At 71.5% G+C, this 14,787-nt stretch carries 15 protein-coding genes; 5 read left to right on the forward strand and 10 right to left on the reverse strand.

Annotated elements, in window-relative coordinates:
- Positions 1 to 442: 442 nt before the first annotated feature.
- A complete protein-coding gene (locus ACFVHV_RS17070; protein ID WP_359915445.1) occupies positions 443 to 910 on the forward strand; it encodes a DUF6623 family protein in 468 nt (155 codons plus the stop codon).
- 211 nt (positions 911 to 1,121) lie between these two features.
- Here ACFVHV_RS17070 and ACFVHV_RS17075 read toward each other — a convergent pair whose 3' ends face one another.
- Positions 1,122 to 1,319: a DUF397 domain-containing protein gene (locus tag ACFVHV_RS17075; RefSeq protein ID WP_359915447.1), complete on the reverse strand. Its 198-nt coding sequence runs from the start codon at positions 1,317 to 1,319 to the stop codon at positions 1,122 to 1,124.
- Here ACFVHV_RS17075 and ACFVHV_RS17080 point away from each other — a divergent pair.
- Together ACFVHV_RS17080 and ACFVHV_RS17085 are read left to right on the forward strand one after the other, a co-directional pair.
- A complete protein-coding gene (locus ACFVHV_RS17080; RefSeq protein WP_380351839.1) occupies positions 1,318 to 1,980 on the forward strand; it encodes an HAD family hydrolase in 663 nt (220 codons plus the stop codon). The genes ACFVHV_RS17075 and ACFVHV_RS17080 overlap by 2 nt on opposite strands.
- A 7-nt stretch (positions 1,981 to 1,987) precedes the next feature.
- Positions 1,988 to 2,521, forward strand: a complete 534-nt coding sequence (locus tag ACFVHV_RS17085) for an NUDIX hydrolase (protein WP_359915450.1) — start codon at positions 1,988 to 1,990, stop codon at positions 2,519 to 2,521.
- Positions 2,522 to 2,619: 98 nt separating this feature from the next.
- On the opposite strand, the gene ACFVHV_RS17090 is transcribed toward ACFVHV_RS17085, so the two are convergent.
- Both ACFVHV_RS17090 and ACFVHV_RS17095 read right to left on the reverse strand, forming a co-directional pair.
- Entirely contained in the window at positions 2,620 to 3,087 is a 468-nt protein-coding gene (locus ACFVHV_RS17090) for an NUDIX hydrolase (RefSeq protein ID WP_380351841.1), read from the reverse strand.
- Positions 3,074 to 3,820, reverse strand: coding sequence for an XRE family transcriptional regulator (locus ACFVHV_RS17095; RefSeq protein WP_359915454.1), 747 nt, complete (start codon positions 3,818 to 3,820; stop codon positions 3,074 to 3,076). Before ACFVHV_RS17095 ends, ACFVHV_RS17090 begins: the two co-directional genes overlap by 14 nt.
- A 391-nt stretch (positions 3,821 to 4,211) precedes the next feature.
- Between ACFVHV_RS17095 and ACFVHV_RS17100 the strand changes: the two genes are divergently transcribed.
- On the forward strand, positions 4,212 to 5,207 hold the full coding sequence (locus ACFVHV_RS17100; RefSeq protein ID WP_380351843.1) for an ATP-binding protein: 996 nt from the start codon (positions 4,212 to 4,214) through the stop codon (positions 5,205 to 5,207).
- A gap of 729 nt (positions 5,208 to 5,936) precedes the next feature.
- Here the strand turns inward: ACFVHV_RS17100 and ACFVHV_RS17105 are convergent.
- Positions 5,937 to 6,305, reverse strand: a complete 369-nt coding sequence (locus ACFVHV_RS17105) for a hypothetical protein (protein ID WP_359915459.1) — start codon at positions 6,303 to 6,305, stop codon at positions 5,937 to 5,939.
- A gap of 458 nt (positions 6,306 to 6,763) precedes the next feature.
- On the opposite strand from ACFVHV_RS17105, the gene ACFVHV_RS17110 reads away from it, so the two are divergent.
- Positions 6,764 to 7,450 (forward strand): hypothetical protein, encoded by a 687-nt coding sequence (locus tag ACFVHV_RS17110; protein WP_380351845.1) that lies wholly within the window; start codon positions 6,764 to 6,766, stop codon positions 7,448 to 7,450.
- 650 nt (positions 7,451 to 8,100) lie between these two features.
- Here ACFVHV_RS17110 and ACFVHV_RS17115 read toward each other — a convergent pair.
- From ACFVHV_RS17115 to ACFVHV_RS17140, 6 genes are all read right to left on the reverse strand, one after another.
- The gene (locus ACFVHV_RS17115; protein WP_359912963.1) at positions 8,101 to 9,363 is read right to left on the reverse strand and encodes a sugar ABC transporter permease; all 1,263 of its coding nucleotides are present in this window, start codon (positions 9,361 to 9,363) and stop codon (positions 8,101 to 8,103) included.
- Entirely contained in the window at positions 9,360 to 10,187 is an 828-nt protein-coding gene (locus ACFVHV_RS17120) for an ATP-binding cassette domain-containing protein (RefSeq protein WP_380351847.1), read from the reverse strand. Before ACFVHV_RS17120 ends, ACFVHV_RS17115 begins: the two co-directional genes overlap by 4 nt.
- 106 nt (positions 10,188 to 10,293) lie before the next feature.
- On the reverse strand, positions 10,294 to 11,391 hold the full coding sequence (locus ACFVHV_RS17125) for a substrate-binding domain-containing protein (protein ID WP_380351849.1): 1,098 nt from the start codon (positions 11,389 to 11,391) through the stop codon (positions 10,294 to 10,296).
- Positions 11,392 to 11,618: 227 nt separating this feature from the next.
- The gene (locus tag ACFVHV_RS17130; protein WP_359912972.1) at positions 11,619 to 11,984 is read right to left on the reverse strand and encodes a hypothetical protein; all 366 of its coding nucleotides are present in this window, start codon (positions 11,982 to 11,984) and stop codon (positions 11,619 to 11,621) included.
- Between the two features lie 191 nt (positions 11,985 to 12,175).
- Positions 12,176 to 13,129: a DUF4331 family protein gene (locus ACFVHV_RS17135; protein ID WP_359912975.1), complete on the reverse strand. Its 954-nt coding sequence runs from the start codon at positions 13,127 to 13,129 to the stop codon at positions 12,176 to 12,178.
- A 208-nt stretch (positions 13,130 to 13,337) separates the two neighbouring features.
- Entirely contained in the window at positions 13,338 to 14,582 is a 1,245-nt protein-coding gene (locus tag ACFVHV_RS17140; protein WP_380351851.1) for a cytochrome P450, read from the reverse strand.
- Between the last annotated feature and the right edge of the window lie 205 nt (positions 14,583 to 14,787).

Here is a 14,787-nt window from a genome sequence, read left to right on the forward strand (position 1 = left end):
GGCGGCTGTGGCCGCCGCGGCCGCACGGGGCCAACCTGCTCACCACCCCCGGGACACCGGGGGCGTGGCGGGTGCCGCCCTCCCCCACCCCCCCCCCGCCCCGGGGGTGGGGCGGGGTACGGGGGCCCGCCCGACGCCCCCCGCGGCGTGGACGTCCTCGATGTCGTCGGCGAGCGCGTACCCGCATCGCGGGAAGTGCGCACAGCCGGTCATCGCCGGAAAGAGCGCTTTGCGCGATGGCAGGCAGGCCGTCCGTCCCCGGCCGGGGCTCGGCGAATTGCGTGTCCGGGCTCATGCGGCGAGCCGCCGCCTTCACCGTTACTGTACGAATCGGTAATGGGCCCGCGACAGCAGAAAGTATGCGGGGCCGGACTCTTGTGAGCCAGGGCTCCGGAGTGTGAGACTGCAAGAAAAGGAATAACCTGCCGAGGAGGTGGGTATTGTGGCGCTGCAGGCGAGTTGGGTCCACGGGAACGCCATGGTGGTGGAGAATCCCGAGAACCTCAGCCGCAACGGACACTTCGGGTGGGGCTCCGACGTGGACATCACACCCGGGAAGACCAGCTGGTTCCACATCGCCGTACCGACGCCGGTGATCGTCAACGACGTCCGGACGAACCTGGTCAGGGTCTTCGTCCTGTTCAAGACCGACGTCGGATTCGGCCGGCTCACCCGGGTGCACGTCTGGGACGCCTCCGGAGGGCCCATCCAGCAATTCGAGGACCTCGCCGGCGAAGGCGAACACCGCACCGGGCTGGACGGTCAGAACACGTTCAACCTCGACCAGCCCCATTCCGTGGCCTTCGGTATCGGAATCTCGTTCTTCGTCGTCGCGGCGATCGGGTTCGACACGCCGATCGCCCCCTCACGTCTGATCCTCGGAACGGCGGGTGGTGATTTCACGACCTGACCGCCAGCCATTCCAGCAGCCGCTCAGGGCATCGCGGTCGAACGCCGCCGGATTCGACCACGAGTCCTGGCGTCAGTTGCTCACGGTGTCCTCGGACAGCGAAGGAAGTCGGCTGCGAACCGGCGGCCCCGACGGAGCGCCCGGCAGCCTCTTCACCGCACGTCGCGATGCTCCTGGAACCGTCCCGGGCCAGGACGCCAGGGCCTGCGGTTCAGACTTCGCCGAACTCGCCGCTGCGGACAGCAGCGACGAACGACGCCCAGGCCTCGGATGGGAAGACCAGAGTCGGCCCCTGGGGGTCCTTGGAGTCACGGACCCTGCCCGGGTGCGCGTCATCCACTTCGATGCAGCCGCCCCCGCCATTGCTGTAGGTGCTCTTGCGCCACTTGGCGCCCGTTGGGTCATGCATGGTCCAGTTCCTTCCGTTCCTCCCGGATCATGGCCGAACTGTCCGGCTGGCTGAGCGCGTTGACCTGGAGTCGATCGTATCCATCGACCCATCGGGCCACCATCTCGGCATCTTGTTCCAGGTGTCTCCGTTGAGGCGTCTCCGTGGACCCGACCAGCGCCCGGTTGGGGAGGGTCAGGAGCGTGCGACAGGACCGATCCTTCGCCGACTGTCCACGGACGACGTCGACCTGATCGGCACCTCTGACGACTTGGGCGTGAGCAAGCCGGACCTCGCCTTCTTCGAGCGCGTCGCCGAGGTGACACCCGCCGAGCCGCACGAGATCCTCTACATCGGTGACCGGCTCGACAGCGACGTGCTCCCCGCCCGAGCAGCGGAGATGCGGACAGCGTTGATCCGGCGCGGGCCGTGGGGCTGGATCCAGCAGCACGATCCGGCCGCGGAGCAGGCGACGTTCCGAATCGACTCGCTGGCGGAACTTCCGCATCTGATCGCCGAGTTCAACGCCGGAGCGAGCCGAGCGTTGCCGACCAGGGCCGGGGAGTCGGCGTATCCGTCGGGAGCGGGCTCGGTCATGCGCTTCCAGTACTGGTCGTCGGCCGTGCCGCCGTCGCAGGCACCTCTGGCAGGATGGCGCCGACCCGCCCCACCGAGATCATGAGGTACGAGTGAGCAGCGAGTGGACCGTCCACGGCAGCCGTCCCGTCTACACCAGCCCGTGGGTGCGGCTCGACCTGGTCGACGTCGAGCCGCTCGGAAGGGACCGGTACGAGCACCACCTGGTGCGATTCGCACCGGTTGCTGCCGTCGTAGTGATCAACGATCGGGACGAGGTGCTGATGATGTGGCGGCACCGCTTCGCGACGGGTACCTGGAGCTGGGAGATCCCCAGCGGCATCGTTGAGGACGGAGAATCCCTCGAGGCCGCAGCGGTCCGCGAGGTGTTCGAGGAAACCGGCTGGCAGGTGGACGAGGTCGAGGCACTCGCCTACACCCAGCCCATCGGCGGCATGAGCAACGCCGAGCACCACGTGTTCCTTGCCCACGGCGCCACCTATGTCGCACCGCCGGCGGACACCCATGAGGCCGACCGGATCGAGTGGATCCCGATCTCCCGGATCCAGGACATGATCGACCGGCGGGAGATCGTGGCAGGCGTCGCGGTCACCGGGCTGCTCCAACTGCTCGCCCGGCGTCCCTAGTTCGGCAGGGCCAGCATCTCGCGGAGATCAACAACCAGCGGCAGGCGGGCCGCCCGCGGCGGCACCGCCGCCACGACCTCCCGCGCGCACCAGTCGTGTCAGCGCACCACGGGGATCGCCCCGGAGCGCCAGTCGGCCAGCCGTTTGCGGATGCTCGCCACCATCGGCAGCCCGTCCGTCTCGGCCGGGGTGAACCAGGCCACCTCGTGGGACTCGTCGGACACCCGCAGCTTCCCGCTGACCGGGCGTGCGAGCAGGCAGATGGAGAACTCCTGGCGGACCTCGCCGTCGTCGTAGGCGAAGACGTGGCGGGGGTCGGTGTAGGTGCCGACGATCCCGGTGATCTCGACGTCGATGCCGGTCTCCTCGTACGTCTCGCGGATGCCGCACCCGGCGAGCGACTCGCCGATGTCCATCTTTCCGCCGGGCAGGGCCCACATCCCATTGTCGCTGCGCCGCTGGAGCAGGACACGGCCCGCATCGTCGACCACGACCACGGATGCGGCCGGGACCAGCGAGTTGGCGGCCGGGGCGTTCGGGTCGTCCTCGTAATCACGCCTGGGCATGATCCACCACCTCTGCTGCCGGGGCCGTCCATACGTCACGGCCGTTCGCCCACAAATCCTCGATGTGACCGGCGAAGCGATCGAACACCCCGTCGTCCTGGGCCCGCCTGAGGTGCATCATTGGGGCATCGTGGCCGATCCTACCCGGCAGGAGCGGCGTGACGATCATGTCGTCGTCGAAACGGAACACGCTGAGTGAGACGTGTGCGGTCTCGTGTCGAGCCTCGATCGACGTGTCACGCAGCTTGGCAAGCTCGGACAAGGTGACCTCGATCCGGGTCGTCAAACTCAGGGGGACGTCCTCCTCCAACTCGCGCTGACGGGTGACCGGGTGACCGGGCACGCCGAGGATGAAGCGGACCCTGACGCCAGCCGCCAGCTTCTGCCGAAGCAGACTGCCGAAATTCGCATGCTCCAGCCACAGGAAGTAGTTGGTGTACCCGGCGAATGTCAGCTCCCGGGTTGCCCCCCTTATCAGATGACGCCACAGAGTGGCCGGTGCTGCGGACCGGTACGGGTACATCTGCACCAGCTCCCGGTCCGGGCCCGACTTCACGAGCTGCTGTACGGATGGCCAGAGCACGGCTTCCTCCTCGCCGAGGGCCCGGCTGGCCGCTGAGCGGTGTCGGGCGTGGGGTTCGCGCGAGGGGTTCGCGAGCCACCGGTCGACGGTCTTGGGGTCGACGCCGCACACACGCGCGAGCTTGGACGAGGTCATGTTGGCACGGGTCATTGCGTCACGGAGTGGGCTGTTCACCGGTTGGCCTTCCACGTTAGGGACGTTTCAAGGTCTACCAGCCAGATGTCCCAAACGTCCCGCAAAGGCGGTATGACGTCCCGTCGGACTGCCCGAGGATTCGAGCGTGACCAATGGTGCGCCGCCTGCCTATTCCCGGCTCCAGGCCACTTGCTACAGCAACTACGTTGACAGGAAAGCAAGTTGGTCAGGGGTGGTCACGTGCAATACGCCTACCAGGCTTGGACCGGGCCTCGCTCGGTGTGGCGATTTCAGTACGTGTGATCGAGCCTTAACGCCAACCATTGGGTGGTGCCGTATCAGACAGGTGCGGCGTGATGCCGCACTTCTTTCGCATGTCCCCACTCCGCCCCTTCGAGGTACCCCCATGCTCAAAACCCACCAGCCCCGCGTTTTCGTCGCGCGCCTTGACTCGCGGACCGAATCCACGCCCCTGGCGCGGTACCTGTTGCGCGCCTACCTGGCGGGCATGCCTTCCGGCGAGCGCTACCGCGACACCGCCGAGTTGCTCCTCGGCGAGTTGTTCGCCAACGCCGTCCAGCACTCCGACGCCCCCGACGATTGCCACATCGAGGTCCGCTTCACCGTCACCGGCTCCCGTCTGCGGCTGGAAGTCCACGACGCCGGCACCGACCACCCCACCCTCCACACCCCAACCCCCGACGACGAACACGGCCGAGGCCTGCTCCTCGTCGACCGGCTCGCCGAACGCTGGGGCAGCGCCAACCGCCCCGGCGGCATCGGCAAGTACGTCTGGGCCCTCGTCGCCCCGCGTCCGTCCTCGTCACCGCCTGAAAGCCCAGAACCCCCCATGCACCTCACCACCCTCGCCGGCCACGCCCTCTCCCGCGGCCGCACCCGCGCCGACACCTACGCCCTCCTCGCCCGCCGCACCCACAAACCCGTCCCCTCCGCCCGCGCGGTCTGCCTCGCCCTCACCATCCCCCTCGCCGAGACGATCCGCCGCCTCGACGAGTGCCACGACGCCCTCCTCGCCAACCCCCGCGCGGGTTCCGAGACCGACACCGGTGAACTCCTCGAAGCCCTCGGCGTCTTCGACGTCCCCGCCTCCCTCACCGACACCGAACACGCCGTCGTCGAGCTCTTCCTGACCGCCATCGACGCCATGGGCGGCATCCGACCCGGCCACCAGCACGGCCTGCACCGCTGGTTCACCACCGGCAACCTCACCGCCGCCTACCTCTCCCTCGCCGCCGCCCGGCCCATGCCCCGCACCGGCAACCCCGCCACCTACTGGACCACCCTCGTCACCGCAGGCGAACTCCTCACCACCGCTCTCAACGCCGACACCCGCATCAAGTACGCCCTCACCCACTGCCGCACCCAAGCGGCCCGTATCTGAATTCCGCGCCGTGCACAGGAAGTCGGACCCGCCGACTTCCTGTGCAGCGTGGCAGGAGCCGGGCGCGTTCAGCGTCGTGCATCCGCGAGCAGCGCCCGAGCTCGGCTCTGTCGGTGATCTTGCGAGCTCAGGTGCCAAGGGTTCGCCAGGACTTCGGCCGGGGGATGTCGTTCTCGTCCGGGTAGGTCTGGAAGGCGGTCTCGATAACGAGGTTTCGTCCCGGTGACATGTGCGGCGAACCCCTTCCAGCTGATGATGTGCCCGCGGCGGACGTGACGAGCCGTCGTGTCGTGCAGGGAGACGATCGCCGAGGCGGAGGGTGGCAGGCTGCCGTCGTCGGCGGCGAGGACCCTGGCCCTGGGCCGGGTGGGGTTCTTGCCCGGACGGACCGGGCGTCCGTCGCGCGGGTACCAGCCCGCGAAGCCCCGTTGCACCACAGCCCGTCCAGCCGGTCTCCGGCCCGCATTGCGGTCGTGTCGACGGGGTTGCTCGACCGCGCGATCCGAGCGCTCGGAGAAGGGACTTGCTCACCGGAGCCGGGGTGCAGCGACAACTGGCGCCTCAACAACTGCACGGTCTTCGATCGGCCCCGAGCATGCCCGCTGATCACGTCGGTCCCGGCGCGTCCGGTCCCGGCGCCCTCGGTCAGGTCCTCGGGTCAGGCACCCGACCGAGGGTCCGGGCGGATCAGCGGATCAGCGGATCAGCGGAGCCGCCGGGGGCGCCGGATCAGGAGACGCGCTTCAGCTGCCAGGCGTTGTTGTTGAGGCTCGGGTTCGACCAGGCGACGCAGCTGCTGGTGTAGTAGGAGCTGGTCTGGACCCAGCCCGCGGGCGGGTAGGTGGTGGAGCAGGCCTGGACCACGGTGCCGACGGGCAGTCCGGTGAGCTGCTTGATCTGCTTGATGTTCGGGCTGAAGCTCCCCGTGCCGCAACTGCTGCTGTAGCCCCAGTTCACGTCGACGAAGCCGGCCGGGGTGACCACGCTTGCGCACGAGGTCGTGACGTCACCCGGGGCGGCCTGGGCGGGCGCGGCGGCCAGGGCGAGCATCGCGGCGGTAGCGGCGACGGCCATACAGGTGGTACGAAGGCGAATCATGGGTGAGGCTCCTTCTGGTCGGGGGTGGCCGGTCAGGCCGTGGAGCCATTCCTATGGTTTGATCACCGGTTTCGGATAGCGACTTTCAGGCCTAAAGATCCAGCGCGCAGAGCGGCGGCCAGGACGCGCGGGAAGGCTGGAGAACGGGACACGCGGGGAAGGCGGGGGCGGGCCCGGACCGGTCCGGGCCCGCCCCCGCCTCGGGTGCCGGTCCGCCAGCTGCTGGGTCCGCGAGGTGGGCAGGGATGCCGACTTGTCCGATGCGGGCCCTGTTGCCTGTGCGGGCGTGGAGGAAGGGTGCGGCTCCGGGGGGGGAGAGACAAGGCGACCTGGCCGTCGGGGCACCGATCCTGCGCGGCGGGGCATGGGAGCCTGGTCCGGTGCTGGACGACGGACATGGCGGGAGGACAGCGGCCCGACCGGAGTGGTGGGCCGCGTACCTGACGCGGCATTGCGCGGTGGCGGAGACGGAGCGCGAGCTGGTCGCGGGGTGGTTCGGTACCGGTGGCGCCGAGGCCGACGCCGCGTGGGAGACGTCGATGCTGGAGGGGCTGGAGGCGCGCCTGCCCTTCGGTGGCGGGCACGCGGTGCACGTGTACAGCTGCGACCTCCCCACGGAGTGGGGAACGGAGTACCTGGTCGTCCACCCCGACTGGGGCCGGGTGCGAGGTCGTCTCGCCGCCGTCGACACCCACCTCCCGGAGCCGGAACACCAGCAGGGACCGGGCCTGTCCTGGCGGGAGCTGATCCACGTCGCGAACACGCCCGACCACGCCGCGCCCGGTGTGCACGACCCGTCGGTGCGGCTTCTGCTCCTGCTGCCGATACTCGGCGACGCGCAACTGCCGCCGGACGCCGCAGAGGTGGTGCGGGCGGCGCTGGCCGCCGTCGGGACACCGCCGGAGAACGCGGCGCACCTTGCCGCCTTCGTCCTGCGGCACCCGCGCTGGGCACCCGCTCGCTGGAGCGCACCGCAGGGCCGGCGATGGGGCCGGCCCCGGGCAGGGCGGGAGCGCGCCGTCGCCGGGATCCTGCGGTGCGACGTCCCGGGAAGCCCGCGGTTCGCCCGGCAGCTCGCCCACGGCATCACACCCGCGCAGGGCAGGCAGCTCGCCCGGGCGCTCGGGACCCGGCAACCGCGGTGACGGCCGTCCACCGGGCTCTCCGTCACGGGCCCGGTCGACGGCTCGGTCGACGGCTCGGCCCGGACCCGCGACAGGGGCCGGGGAGGGATCAGAACCGCTCCGGAACGACGTCCACGCCGGCGGCGAGCATCTCGGCAGTGATCCGCTGCGCCAAGGTGTCGTTGCAGACCAGCAGGTGCGTCCACGGCGCGTCCCGGCGCCGGACCACATGGCCGCCGCCGCTCTCGTGGAGCTGCCACCGGTCGCGTTCCGTGGTCCACAGGTACGGGGAGCCGCGGAGGGCGCGTTCGGCCTCGGCGGCTTCCGCCTCAGCCAGGGCGCCTCGGCGCCGTCCAACTCATCGGCACCGGCGGTCACTTCGATGTCCGCCCAGCGGGCGGTGCGGCTCCGGACCGTGTCGGGTACGGGCCTCGGCGGGAGCGGGCCGAGCCCGGCCAGGGTCTCGGCCGTCGCCCCCTCGTCCAGGCCGAACCGCAGGGTGCCCGTCGCGCCCGGCAGCCGGCCCCCGAGGCCGGGGAGCAGTGCGAACATCGGCCGGTCCTCCCGCGGTGCCGGAGCGGGAGGCGGGCTCCGGAGTGGGAGGCGGGCCGCGAAAGGGCCCGGCGCCCCGCGATGCGGCGGGGCGCCGGGCCGTTGGGTGCCGGGCGGCGCTACCGGCGGCCGCTGCTGCGGGTGCGGCGGGTGAGGGAGTCGAGGACGACGGCGGCCAGCAGCACCGCGCCGGTGATCATGTACTGGATGGCCTGGGCGGCGTGGACCATGTCCAGGCCGGTGGTGATGGACTGGATGACGAGGATGCCCAGCAGGGCGGACCAGGTCTTGCCGCGGCCGCCGAAGAGGCTGGTGCCGCCGATGACGGCCGCGGCGATGGCGCTCATCAGGACGTTGCCGCTGCCCAGTTGCTTGTCGGCGGAGCCCTGCTGGGAGGCGTAGAACAGGCCGCCCAGGCCCGCCAGGAACGCGGAGAGCACGAAGACGGAGATCCGTACCCGGGCGACGTTGACGCCCGCGCGCCGGGCGGCCTCGACGCCGCCGCCGACGGCGAAGACCTGGCGGCCGTAGCGGGTGCGGCGCAGCACGAAGTCGGTGGCGAGGACGGCGCCGAGCAGGACGACCAGGGACAGCGGCAGGCCGCGGTCCTGGTTGAGGGTGTAGGCGGTGGCGAGGGTGAGGACGGCGAGGGCGGCGGCGCGCACGGCGCTGTCGGCGGCGGGGGGTGCGGTGAGGCCGGCGGCGCGGCGCCGGCGGGCGGTGTTCAGGCGGGCGGCCAGGTAGAGGACGGGGGCGAGGACGGCCAGGGCCCAGGCGTAGGCGATGTCGCCGTCGCCGAGGAAGGTGCTGTCCAGGCCGGCGACGACGCCGCCGTGGCGGTTGTTGACGGTGCCGCCGTCGCCGAGCACGTACTCCTGCAGGCCGCTCCAGGCGAGCATCCCGGCGAGGGTGACCACGAAGGCGGGCACGCCGACGCGGGCGAAGAACAGGCCGTGCAGCAGCCCCATGACGCAGGCCGCGCCGAGGGCGGCGAGGATCGCCACCCACTCGCTCCAGCCCTGGCGCACCGTCAGCACCGCCGCGATGGCGGCGCCGGCGCCGGCGACCGAGCCGAGGGAGAGGTCGATCTCGCCGAGGATCAGCACGAAGACGACACCGACCGCGATCAGGCCGGGCCCGGCGATGAAGCGGGTGATGTTGGTGAGGTTGTCGGCCTGCAGGAAGTGGTGGGTGACGGACTGGAAGACGACGGCGATCACGACGAGGCCGACGACGACCGGCAGTGAGCCGAGCTCGCCGGAGGCCAGGCGCCGGCGGGCGGCGCGCAGTTGGCCGGCCCAGCCCGGTTCGGTGCGGTGCAGCCTGGGGTCCGGCGTGGCCGCGGGGGCGGGGGCGGGGGCGGGTGCTTCGGGGGTGCTCATACGGCCTCGGCCTCCTCGGTGGGCCCGGTGTGCCCGGTGTGCCCGGCCTCCTCGGTGTGCCCGGTGCGGCGGGCCCGGCGGGCGTGGGCGTTGTCGGTGGCGCCGGTGATCGCGGCGACGATCTGCTCCTGGGTGGTGCCGGCCACCGGGAAGACGCCGTTGTTGCGGCCAAGGCGCAGGACGGCGACGGTGTCGGCCACCGCCCGTACGTCGGCCATGTTGTGGCTGACCAGCACGACCGCCAGGCCCTGCCCGCGCAGCCGCTCCACCAGGTCGAGGACCTGGGCGGTCTGTTCGACGCCGAGGGCCGCGGTGGGCTCGTCCAGGACGACCAGGGCCGGCTCGCCGACCAGGGCGCGGGCGATGGCCACCACCTGGCGCTGTCCGCCGGACAGGGCGGCCACGGGGGTGCGCACGTCGGGGATGCGGATGGAGAGGGTGTCCAGCAGCCGCCGGGCGTGCTGTTCCATGGCGACCTCGTCGAGCAGGCCGCGGCGGCGTTTCTCGTGGCCGAGGAAGAGGTTGGCGATGACGTCGAGGTTGTCGCACAGCGCGAGGTCCTGGTAGACGGTCGCGATGCCGAGGGCGGTGGCGTCCTGGGGGCGGGCCAGGCGCACCGGCTCGCCGTGCCAGGCGAGGGTGCCCTCGTCCACGGGGTGGACGCCGGCGATGGTCTTGACGAGGGTGGACTTGCCGGCGCCGTTGTCGCCGACGAGGGCGAGCACCTCGCCGGCGTGGACGGTGAGGTCGACGTCGGTGAGGGCCTGGACGGCACCGAAGCGCTTGGAGACCGAGCGCAGCTGCAGGACGGGTGCGCCTGTCACGGGAACAACCACCTTGGGGGAGCGGCTACTTGGTGTGATAGCCGAGGCCTGCTGGAGAGGGGCCTGCTGAAGGGGTCCTGCTGGAGAGGGTTCTGCTGGAGGGGGCCTACTTGAGGCCGGCGGCGGCGCACGCGGCGGCGTAGTCGGCGGTGCAGATGTCGGAGACCTTGTAGATGCCGTCGGCCACCACGGTGGTGGCGATGGTGTCCCTGGTGACGACCTTGGCGTCCAGCAGCTTGGACGGGATGTTCTTGGCGGTGGCGCTGTCGACGCTGTCGGGGGCGATGCTCTTGACGTCCTTGCCCCGCAGCAGGGCGACGGCCAGTTCGGCGGCGGTGTCGGTGATCGGGCGGTAGGCCTTGTAGATGGTGTACGCCTGGTCGCCGTTCACGACGCGCTGGATGGCGTCCAGGCTGGCGTCCTGGCCGCCGACGGGGATGTTGATGCCGGCGCCCTTGAGCTGGGTGATGATGGCGGCGGCCATGCCGTCGTTGGCGGAGTAGACGCCCTGGAAGCCGTTCTTGCCGAACTCGGTGACGGCGGCGGAGATCTTCTGCGCGGCGACGGCGGCGTTCCACTGCCCGGACTGCTCGTAGACGACCTTCTTGATCTTCCCGTCGAGGGCCTTGTGCGCGCCGGACTTGAACTGCGCGGAGTTCGGGTCGGCCTCGTCGCCGTCGATCATGACGATGTTGGCCTCGGCGGCCTGCGGGCCGAGCGCGTCCAGCAGGGCCCGGCCCTGGAGTTCGCCGACCTTCTCGTTGTCGAAGGAGGTGTACGCGGCGACCGGGCCGCTGGCCAGGCGGTCGTAGGCGAGGACCTTGACGCCCTTGGCGGCGGCCTCCTCGACCCAGCTCTGGGTGGAGTCGGCGTCGTACGGGTCGAGGATGATCACCTTGACGCCCTGGGTGAGCAGGGTGTCGAACTGCTGCTTCTGCTTGGCCGCGCTGCCCTCGGCGTTGTTGTACAGCACCTTGCACTGTGCGCACAGGGACTTGACCTTGGCCTCGATGAACGGCCGGTCGAAGGACTCGTAGCGCACGGAGGAGGCGTTCTCGGGCAGCAGTAGGCCGATGGCGTCGGGGTTGCCGGCGGCGGATGCCTCGTTCTTGGCGCCGCCGGCCTTCCCGCACGCGGCGGTCATGGACAGGGTCAGCGCGAGGCCCATGGTGGAGACGAGGGCGCGACGCAGTACGGCGTTCATCGGATACCTCTCCCTGGGATCGCCGCGGCTTCGCGGCGGGGTGGGGGGAGTTAAACCTGGGCGCGTACATGACGTCAATAAGTAAAACCAGACTCCCCGGAATCCACCACCATTCGTTATCTTCGTGAACACGCCTCGGACGGGCGGCGCGCCCGCGGCGCGGGAAAGCGGAATGCCCGCCGCTCCCCTCGGACGGCGGGCACCCCCGGCTCTGACCTGACGGAACGTCAGGGACGGTCGAGCGTGATCGAGTTGATCGGACCCAGGTCGTAGTACACGCCGCGCTGCGCCGCGATGTCGTAGACGCAGTCACCGCCGCCCGAGGCACGGCACAGGTGGGCGTGCGCGCCGCCGGTCTGGTTGTTGAGCACCCAGTGGTTGCCGTACTGGCCGCTCAGGTTGTGCGCGCCGTAGCTCCGGTAGACGGCACTGGGGCTGACCGCCGGGTCCTGGTCCTGCGGGTAGATGCAGACCGCCCCGGACGGGCAGCCCGCCCAGTCGCCGGCGGCGGCGCCGGCACTGCCGGCCCCCATCGTGGTCAGCGCGGCGGCGGCCATGGCCAGGGCGGCGACGGCGTGGGTGATCCTGCGCATGAGTGGTTCTCCCTTGGCTGGTACGAGGACGGACGACCCGTCCGTCCGGTGCCCGTCAGCCTAGGAATCCGGCGCCCGCAGCGGTCCCTGACATCTGACAGGGGCGCGCCTGCTTGCCCCACGGGCCGGGAACCCTCCACGGGCCGGAACCCTCCACGGGCCGGAACCCTCCACAGGGCGGGCCCCCGAGGTCAGTGCGGGTGGCCCAGGTACGGGAAGGCCGGCAGCAGATCGGTGTGCGGCCCGATGTGGTCACCGGACACCTTGCCGTCGGTGAGCATCGTCAGCCGCGCCGAGGTCACGTCGTCGGTCAGCGAGCGCCCGTTCGGGTAGACGGCCGGGCGGGCCCGGTCGTAGCGCAGGACGTCCGGCAGCACGATCCGCAGCTGCGCGTGCGCCGCGTCCGTGGTGTACCCGCCGAAGTGCTGCAGCTTCGCCGTCCACGGATCACGGTAGGTCACCCAGTCGTCCACCGGCTCCCCGGCGTTGTACGCGTCCTTCACGTCCTCCTCGTTGAAGTACGCCGTCAGCGACGGATGCGCACCCCGGTCCACCGACACCAGCCGACCGTCCTTGCGCACGCTCACCCGCGCCCACACCCCGATCTCCGGCACCTCGCCGAACGCCGCGTCCGGCGCCTCCAGCACGATCCCGAAGACGTTCTTGTCCGCGCCCCAGTCCACCCCCGTCCACTGGAAGTCCTTCACGATCCCGTCCAGGTCCGCGAAGAACGGGTCGCTGCGCAGCCCCGCACTCACCCGGTACGACCCCGCCTCCACCACCGCCGGGGTGCCCGTGAAACTCACCGGCGCCCGCGACACCAGCACCTCGCCGCTCGCCTCGTGCCCGCGCGCCCCCTCGCCGGTGGTACGCCGCACCGTCATGCTCTGCGCCCCGCCCACCGGCTCGGAGAAGGTGAAGCTGTACGCGATGTCGGCCCGCTGGTCGCCGTCGGTGTCGATGTCGATCCGGTACACCGCCTCCGGATGGAAGGCCTGCCCGCCACTGGGCGCGACCGGGTTCACGTTCATGATCAGCACCGTCCGGCCCGGCTCCGGCGAGGCGAAGGCGAACAGGTCGGTCAGATCCAGGCGCGCGTCACCCTCCGGTGAGCGCAGGTTCGGTCCGCTGAGGTGGTGCGACACGACGGTCTCCGGTCTCCAGTGCTTCGCGTGCGTCCGCGTGGACACCCCCCGCCCCCTCCGGCCATTGCTAACACGACCCGCCCGTACCGGCCCGCCCCGCTGCGCCACCCGGGCGAGCGTGCAAAGGAGGGCAGCGGGCGCGGGGGCGCGGGCGCCGGAGAGGGCCGGCGGTGCGCGTGGCGGGCCGGCCGGCGGGGGCGCCGGAGCGTCAGGACGCCTTCGGCGCCTGCGGGCCGAGCAGCACCGGCAGCGCCCGGTGCCCGTTGGAGATCAGCGAGTCGACCGGCTCCAGCCGCGCGTCCGGGGCGAGGGCGAGGTCGGGGAAGCGCTCGAACAGCCGGCTCAGCGCGGTGCGCCCCTCCAGGCGGGCCAGCGGCGCGCCGAGGCAGAAGTGCACCCCGTGCCCGAAGGCGAGGTGGTCCTTGACCGGCCGGGTGACGTCGAAGTCGGCGCCGCTGTCGCCGTAGCGCACCGGGTGGCGCCCGGCGGCCGCGTAGGCGGCGAGGATCGCCTCGCCCCGGCGCACCGTCACCCCGCCGGGCAGCTCGATGTCCTCCACCGCGTAGCGCATCGGCAGGTGCGCGACCGGCGCGTTGCGGCGCAGCGCCTCCTCGACGACGTCGTCCCAGCCGGCCTTGCCCGCGCGCACCAGGGCGAGCTGCTCGGGGTGGGTGAGCAGGTCGGTGATGCCGTTGTCGATCAGGTTGACGGTGGTCTCGTAGCCGGCCGAGACGATCAGCAGCACGGTGTCGCGCAGTTCCTCCTCGCTCAGCGCGCGGGCTTCGCCGTCGCTCTCGTGGTCGCGGGCGGCGATCAGCGCCGAGGTCAGGTCCTCGCCCGGCTCGCGGCGCTTGGCGGCGATCAGCTCCTCCAGCAGGGCCAGGAACGCGGTCACGGTGGCCGCCGACTCCTCGGCGGACAAGGTGGTGGAGAAGACCTTGTCGACCATGCCCCGGAAGGTGTCCGTGATGTCGTCGGGCAGGCCCAGCAGCCGGGAGATGACCTGGATCGGCAGCGGGTAGGCCAGGCGCTCGCGCAGGTCCACCACCTCGCCGGGGGCGCAGGCGGCCAGGCCGTCCAGCAGTGCGTCGGTCAGCTCCTCGACGCGGGCGGTCATGGTGGCGACCTGGCGGGCGGTGAAGGCGCCGCCCACCAGCCGGCGCAGCCGCCGGTGGTCGGCGCCGTGCGCGTTGAACATGTTGTGCGCGCTCACCCAGATCGCCAGCGGCCAGGTCCGCACCACCTCGGCGAAGTCCGGCCAGTGCTGCGCGCCGTCCTTGGAGACGCGCGGGTCCTTGGTCAGCTCCTCCAGCAGCACCGGGTCGGAAACCGACCAGGCCCGCACGCCCAGGATGTCGACGGGCGTGGCCGCTCCGCGCGCGCACAGCTCGGCGCTCTCGGCATCGCGGGCGCGGCCGGTCGGGTCCAGTACGAGACGCTCCACGGGGTCCACGGGGGTTCCTCCACTCGACGCGGGGACGGTGCGCGGCCGCACGCCGCGCACCGGGACACGAGGATGCTCGCCCGCGGCGGTCCGCGTCGAGAGGGCGTGGCGCCCGGCGCGTCGTCACGGGCCGGCACGGCAGCCACCGCCCCGCCCGCGACGACGCGCCCGCCCGGCGGGGGGGTCGGGCGCCGTACCCCGCATCGGCGCCCGG

It is taken from the genome of Kitasatospora sp. NPDC127116 (assembly GCF_042677365.1).
Classification (GTDB): domain Bacteria; phylum Actinomycetota; class Actinomycetes; order Streptomycetales; family Streptomycetaceae; genus Kitasatospora; species Kitasatospora lactacystinica.

Bases quoted from the DNA above. Each gene is read 5' to 3' on its own strand.
- ACFVHV_RS17080 (WP_380351839.1), top strand. From the start codon at position 1,318: ATGGTCCAGTTCCTTCCGTTCCTCCCGGATCATGGCCGAACTGTCCGG.
- ACFVHV_RS17115 (WP_359912963.1), bottom strand. From the start codon at position 9,363: ATGAGCACCCCCGAAGCACCCGCCCCCGCCCCCGCCCCCGCGGCCACG.
- ACFVHV_RS17100 (WP_380351843.1), top strand. From the start codon at position 4,212: ATGCTCAAAACCCACCAGCCCCGCGTTTTCGTCGCGCGCCTTGACTCG.
- ACFVHV_RS17125 (WP_380351849.1), bottom strand. From the start codon at position 11,391: ATGAACGCCGTACTGCGTCGCGCCCTCGTCTCCACCATGGGCCTCGCG.
- ACFVHV_RS17090 (WP_380351841.1), bottom strand. From the start codon at position 3,087: ATGCCCAGGCGTGATTACGAGGACGACCCGAACGCCCCGGCCGCCAAC.
- ACFVHV_RS17095 (WP_359915454.1), bottom strand. From the start codon at position 3,820: ATGACCCGTGCCAACATGACCTCGTCCAAGCTCGCGCGTGTGTGCGGC.
- ACFVHV_RS17130 (WP_359912972.1), bottom strand. From the start codon at position 11,984: ATGCGCAGGATCACCCACGCCGTCGCCGCCCTGGCCATGGCCGCCGCC.
- ACFVHV_RS17105 (WP_359915459.1), bottom strand. From the start codon at position 6,305: ATGATTCGCCTTCGTACCACCTGTATGGCCGTCGCCGCTACCGCCGCG.
- ACFVHV_RS17075 (WP_359915447.1), bottom strand. From the start codon at position 1,319: ATGCATGACCCAACGGGCGCCAAGTGGCGCAAGAGCACCTACAGCAAT.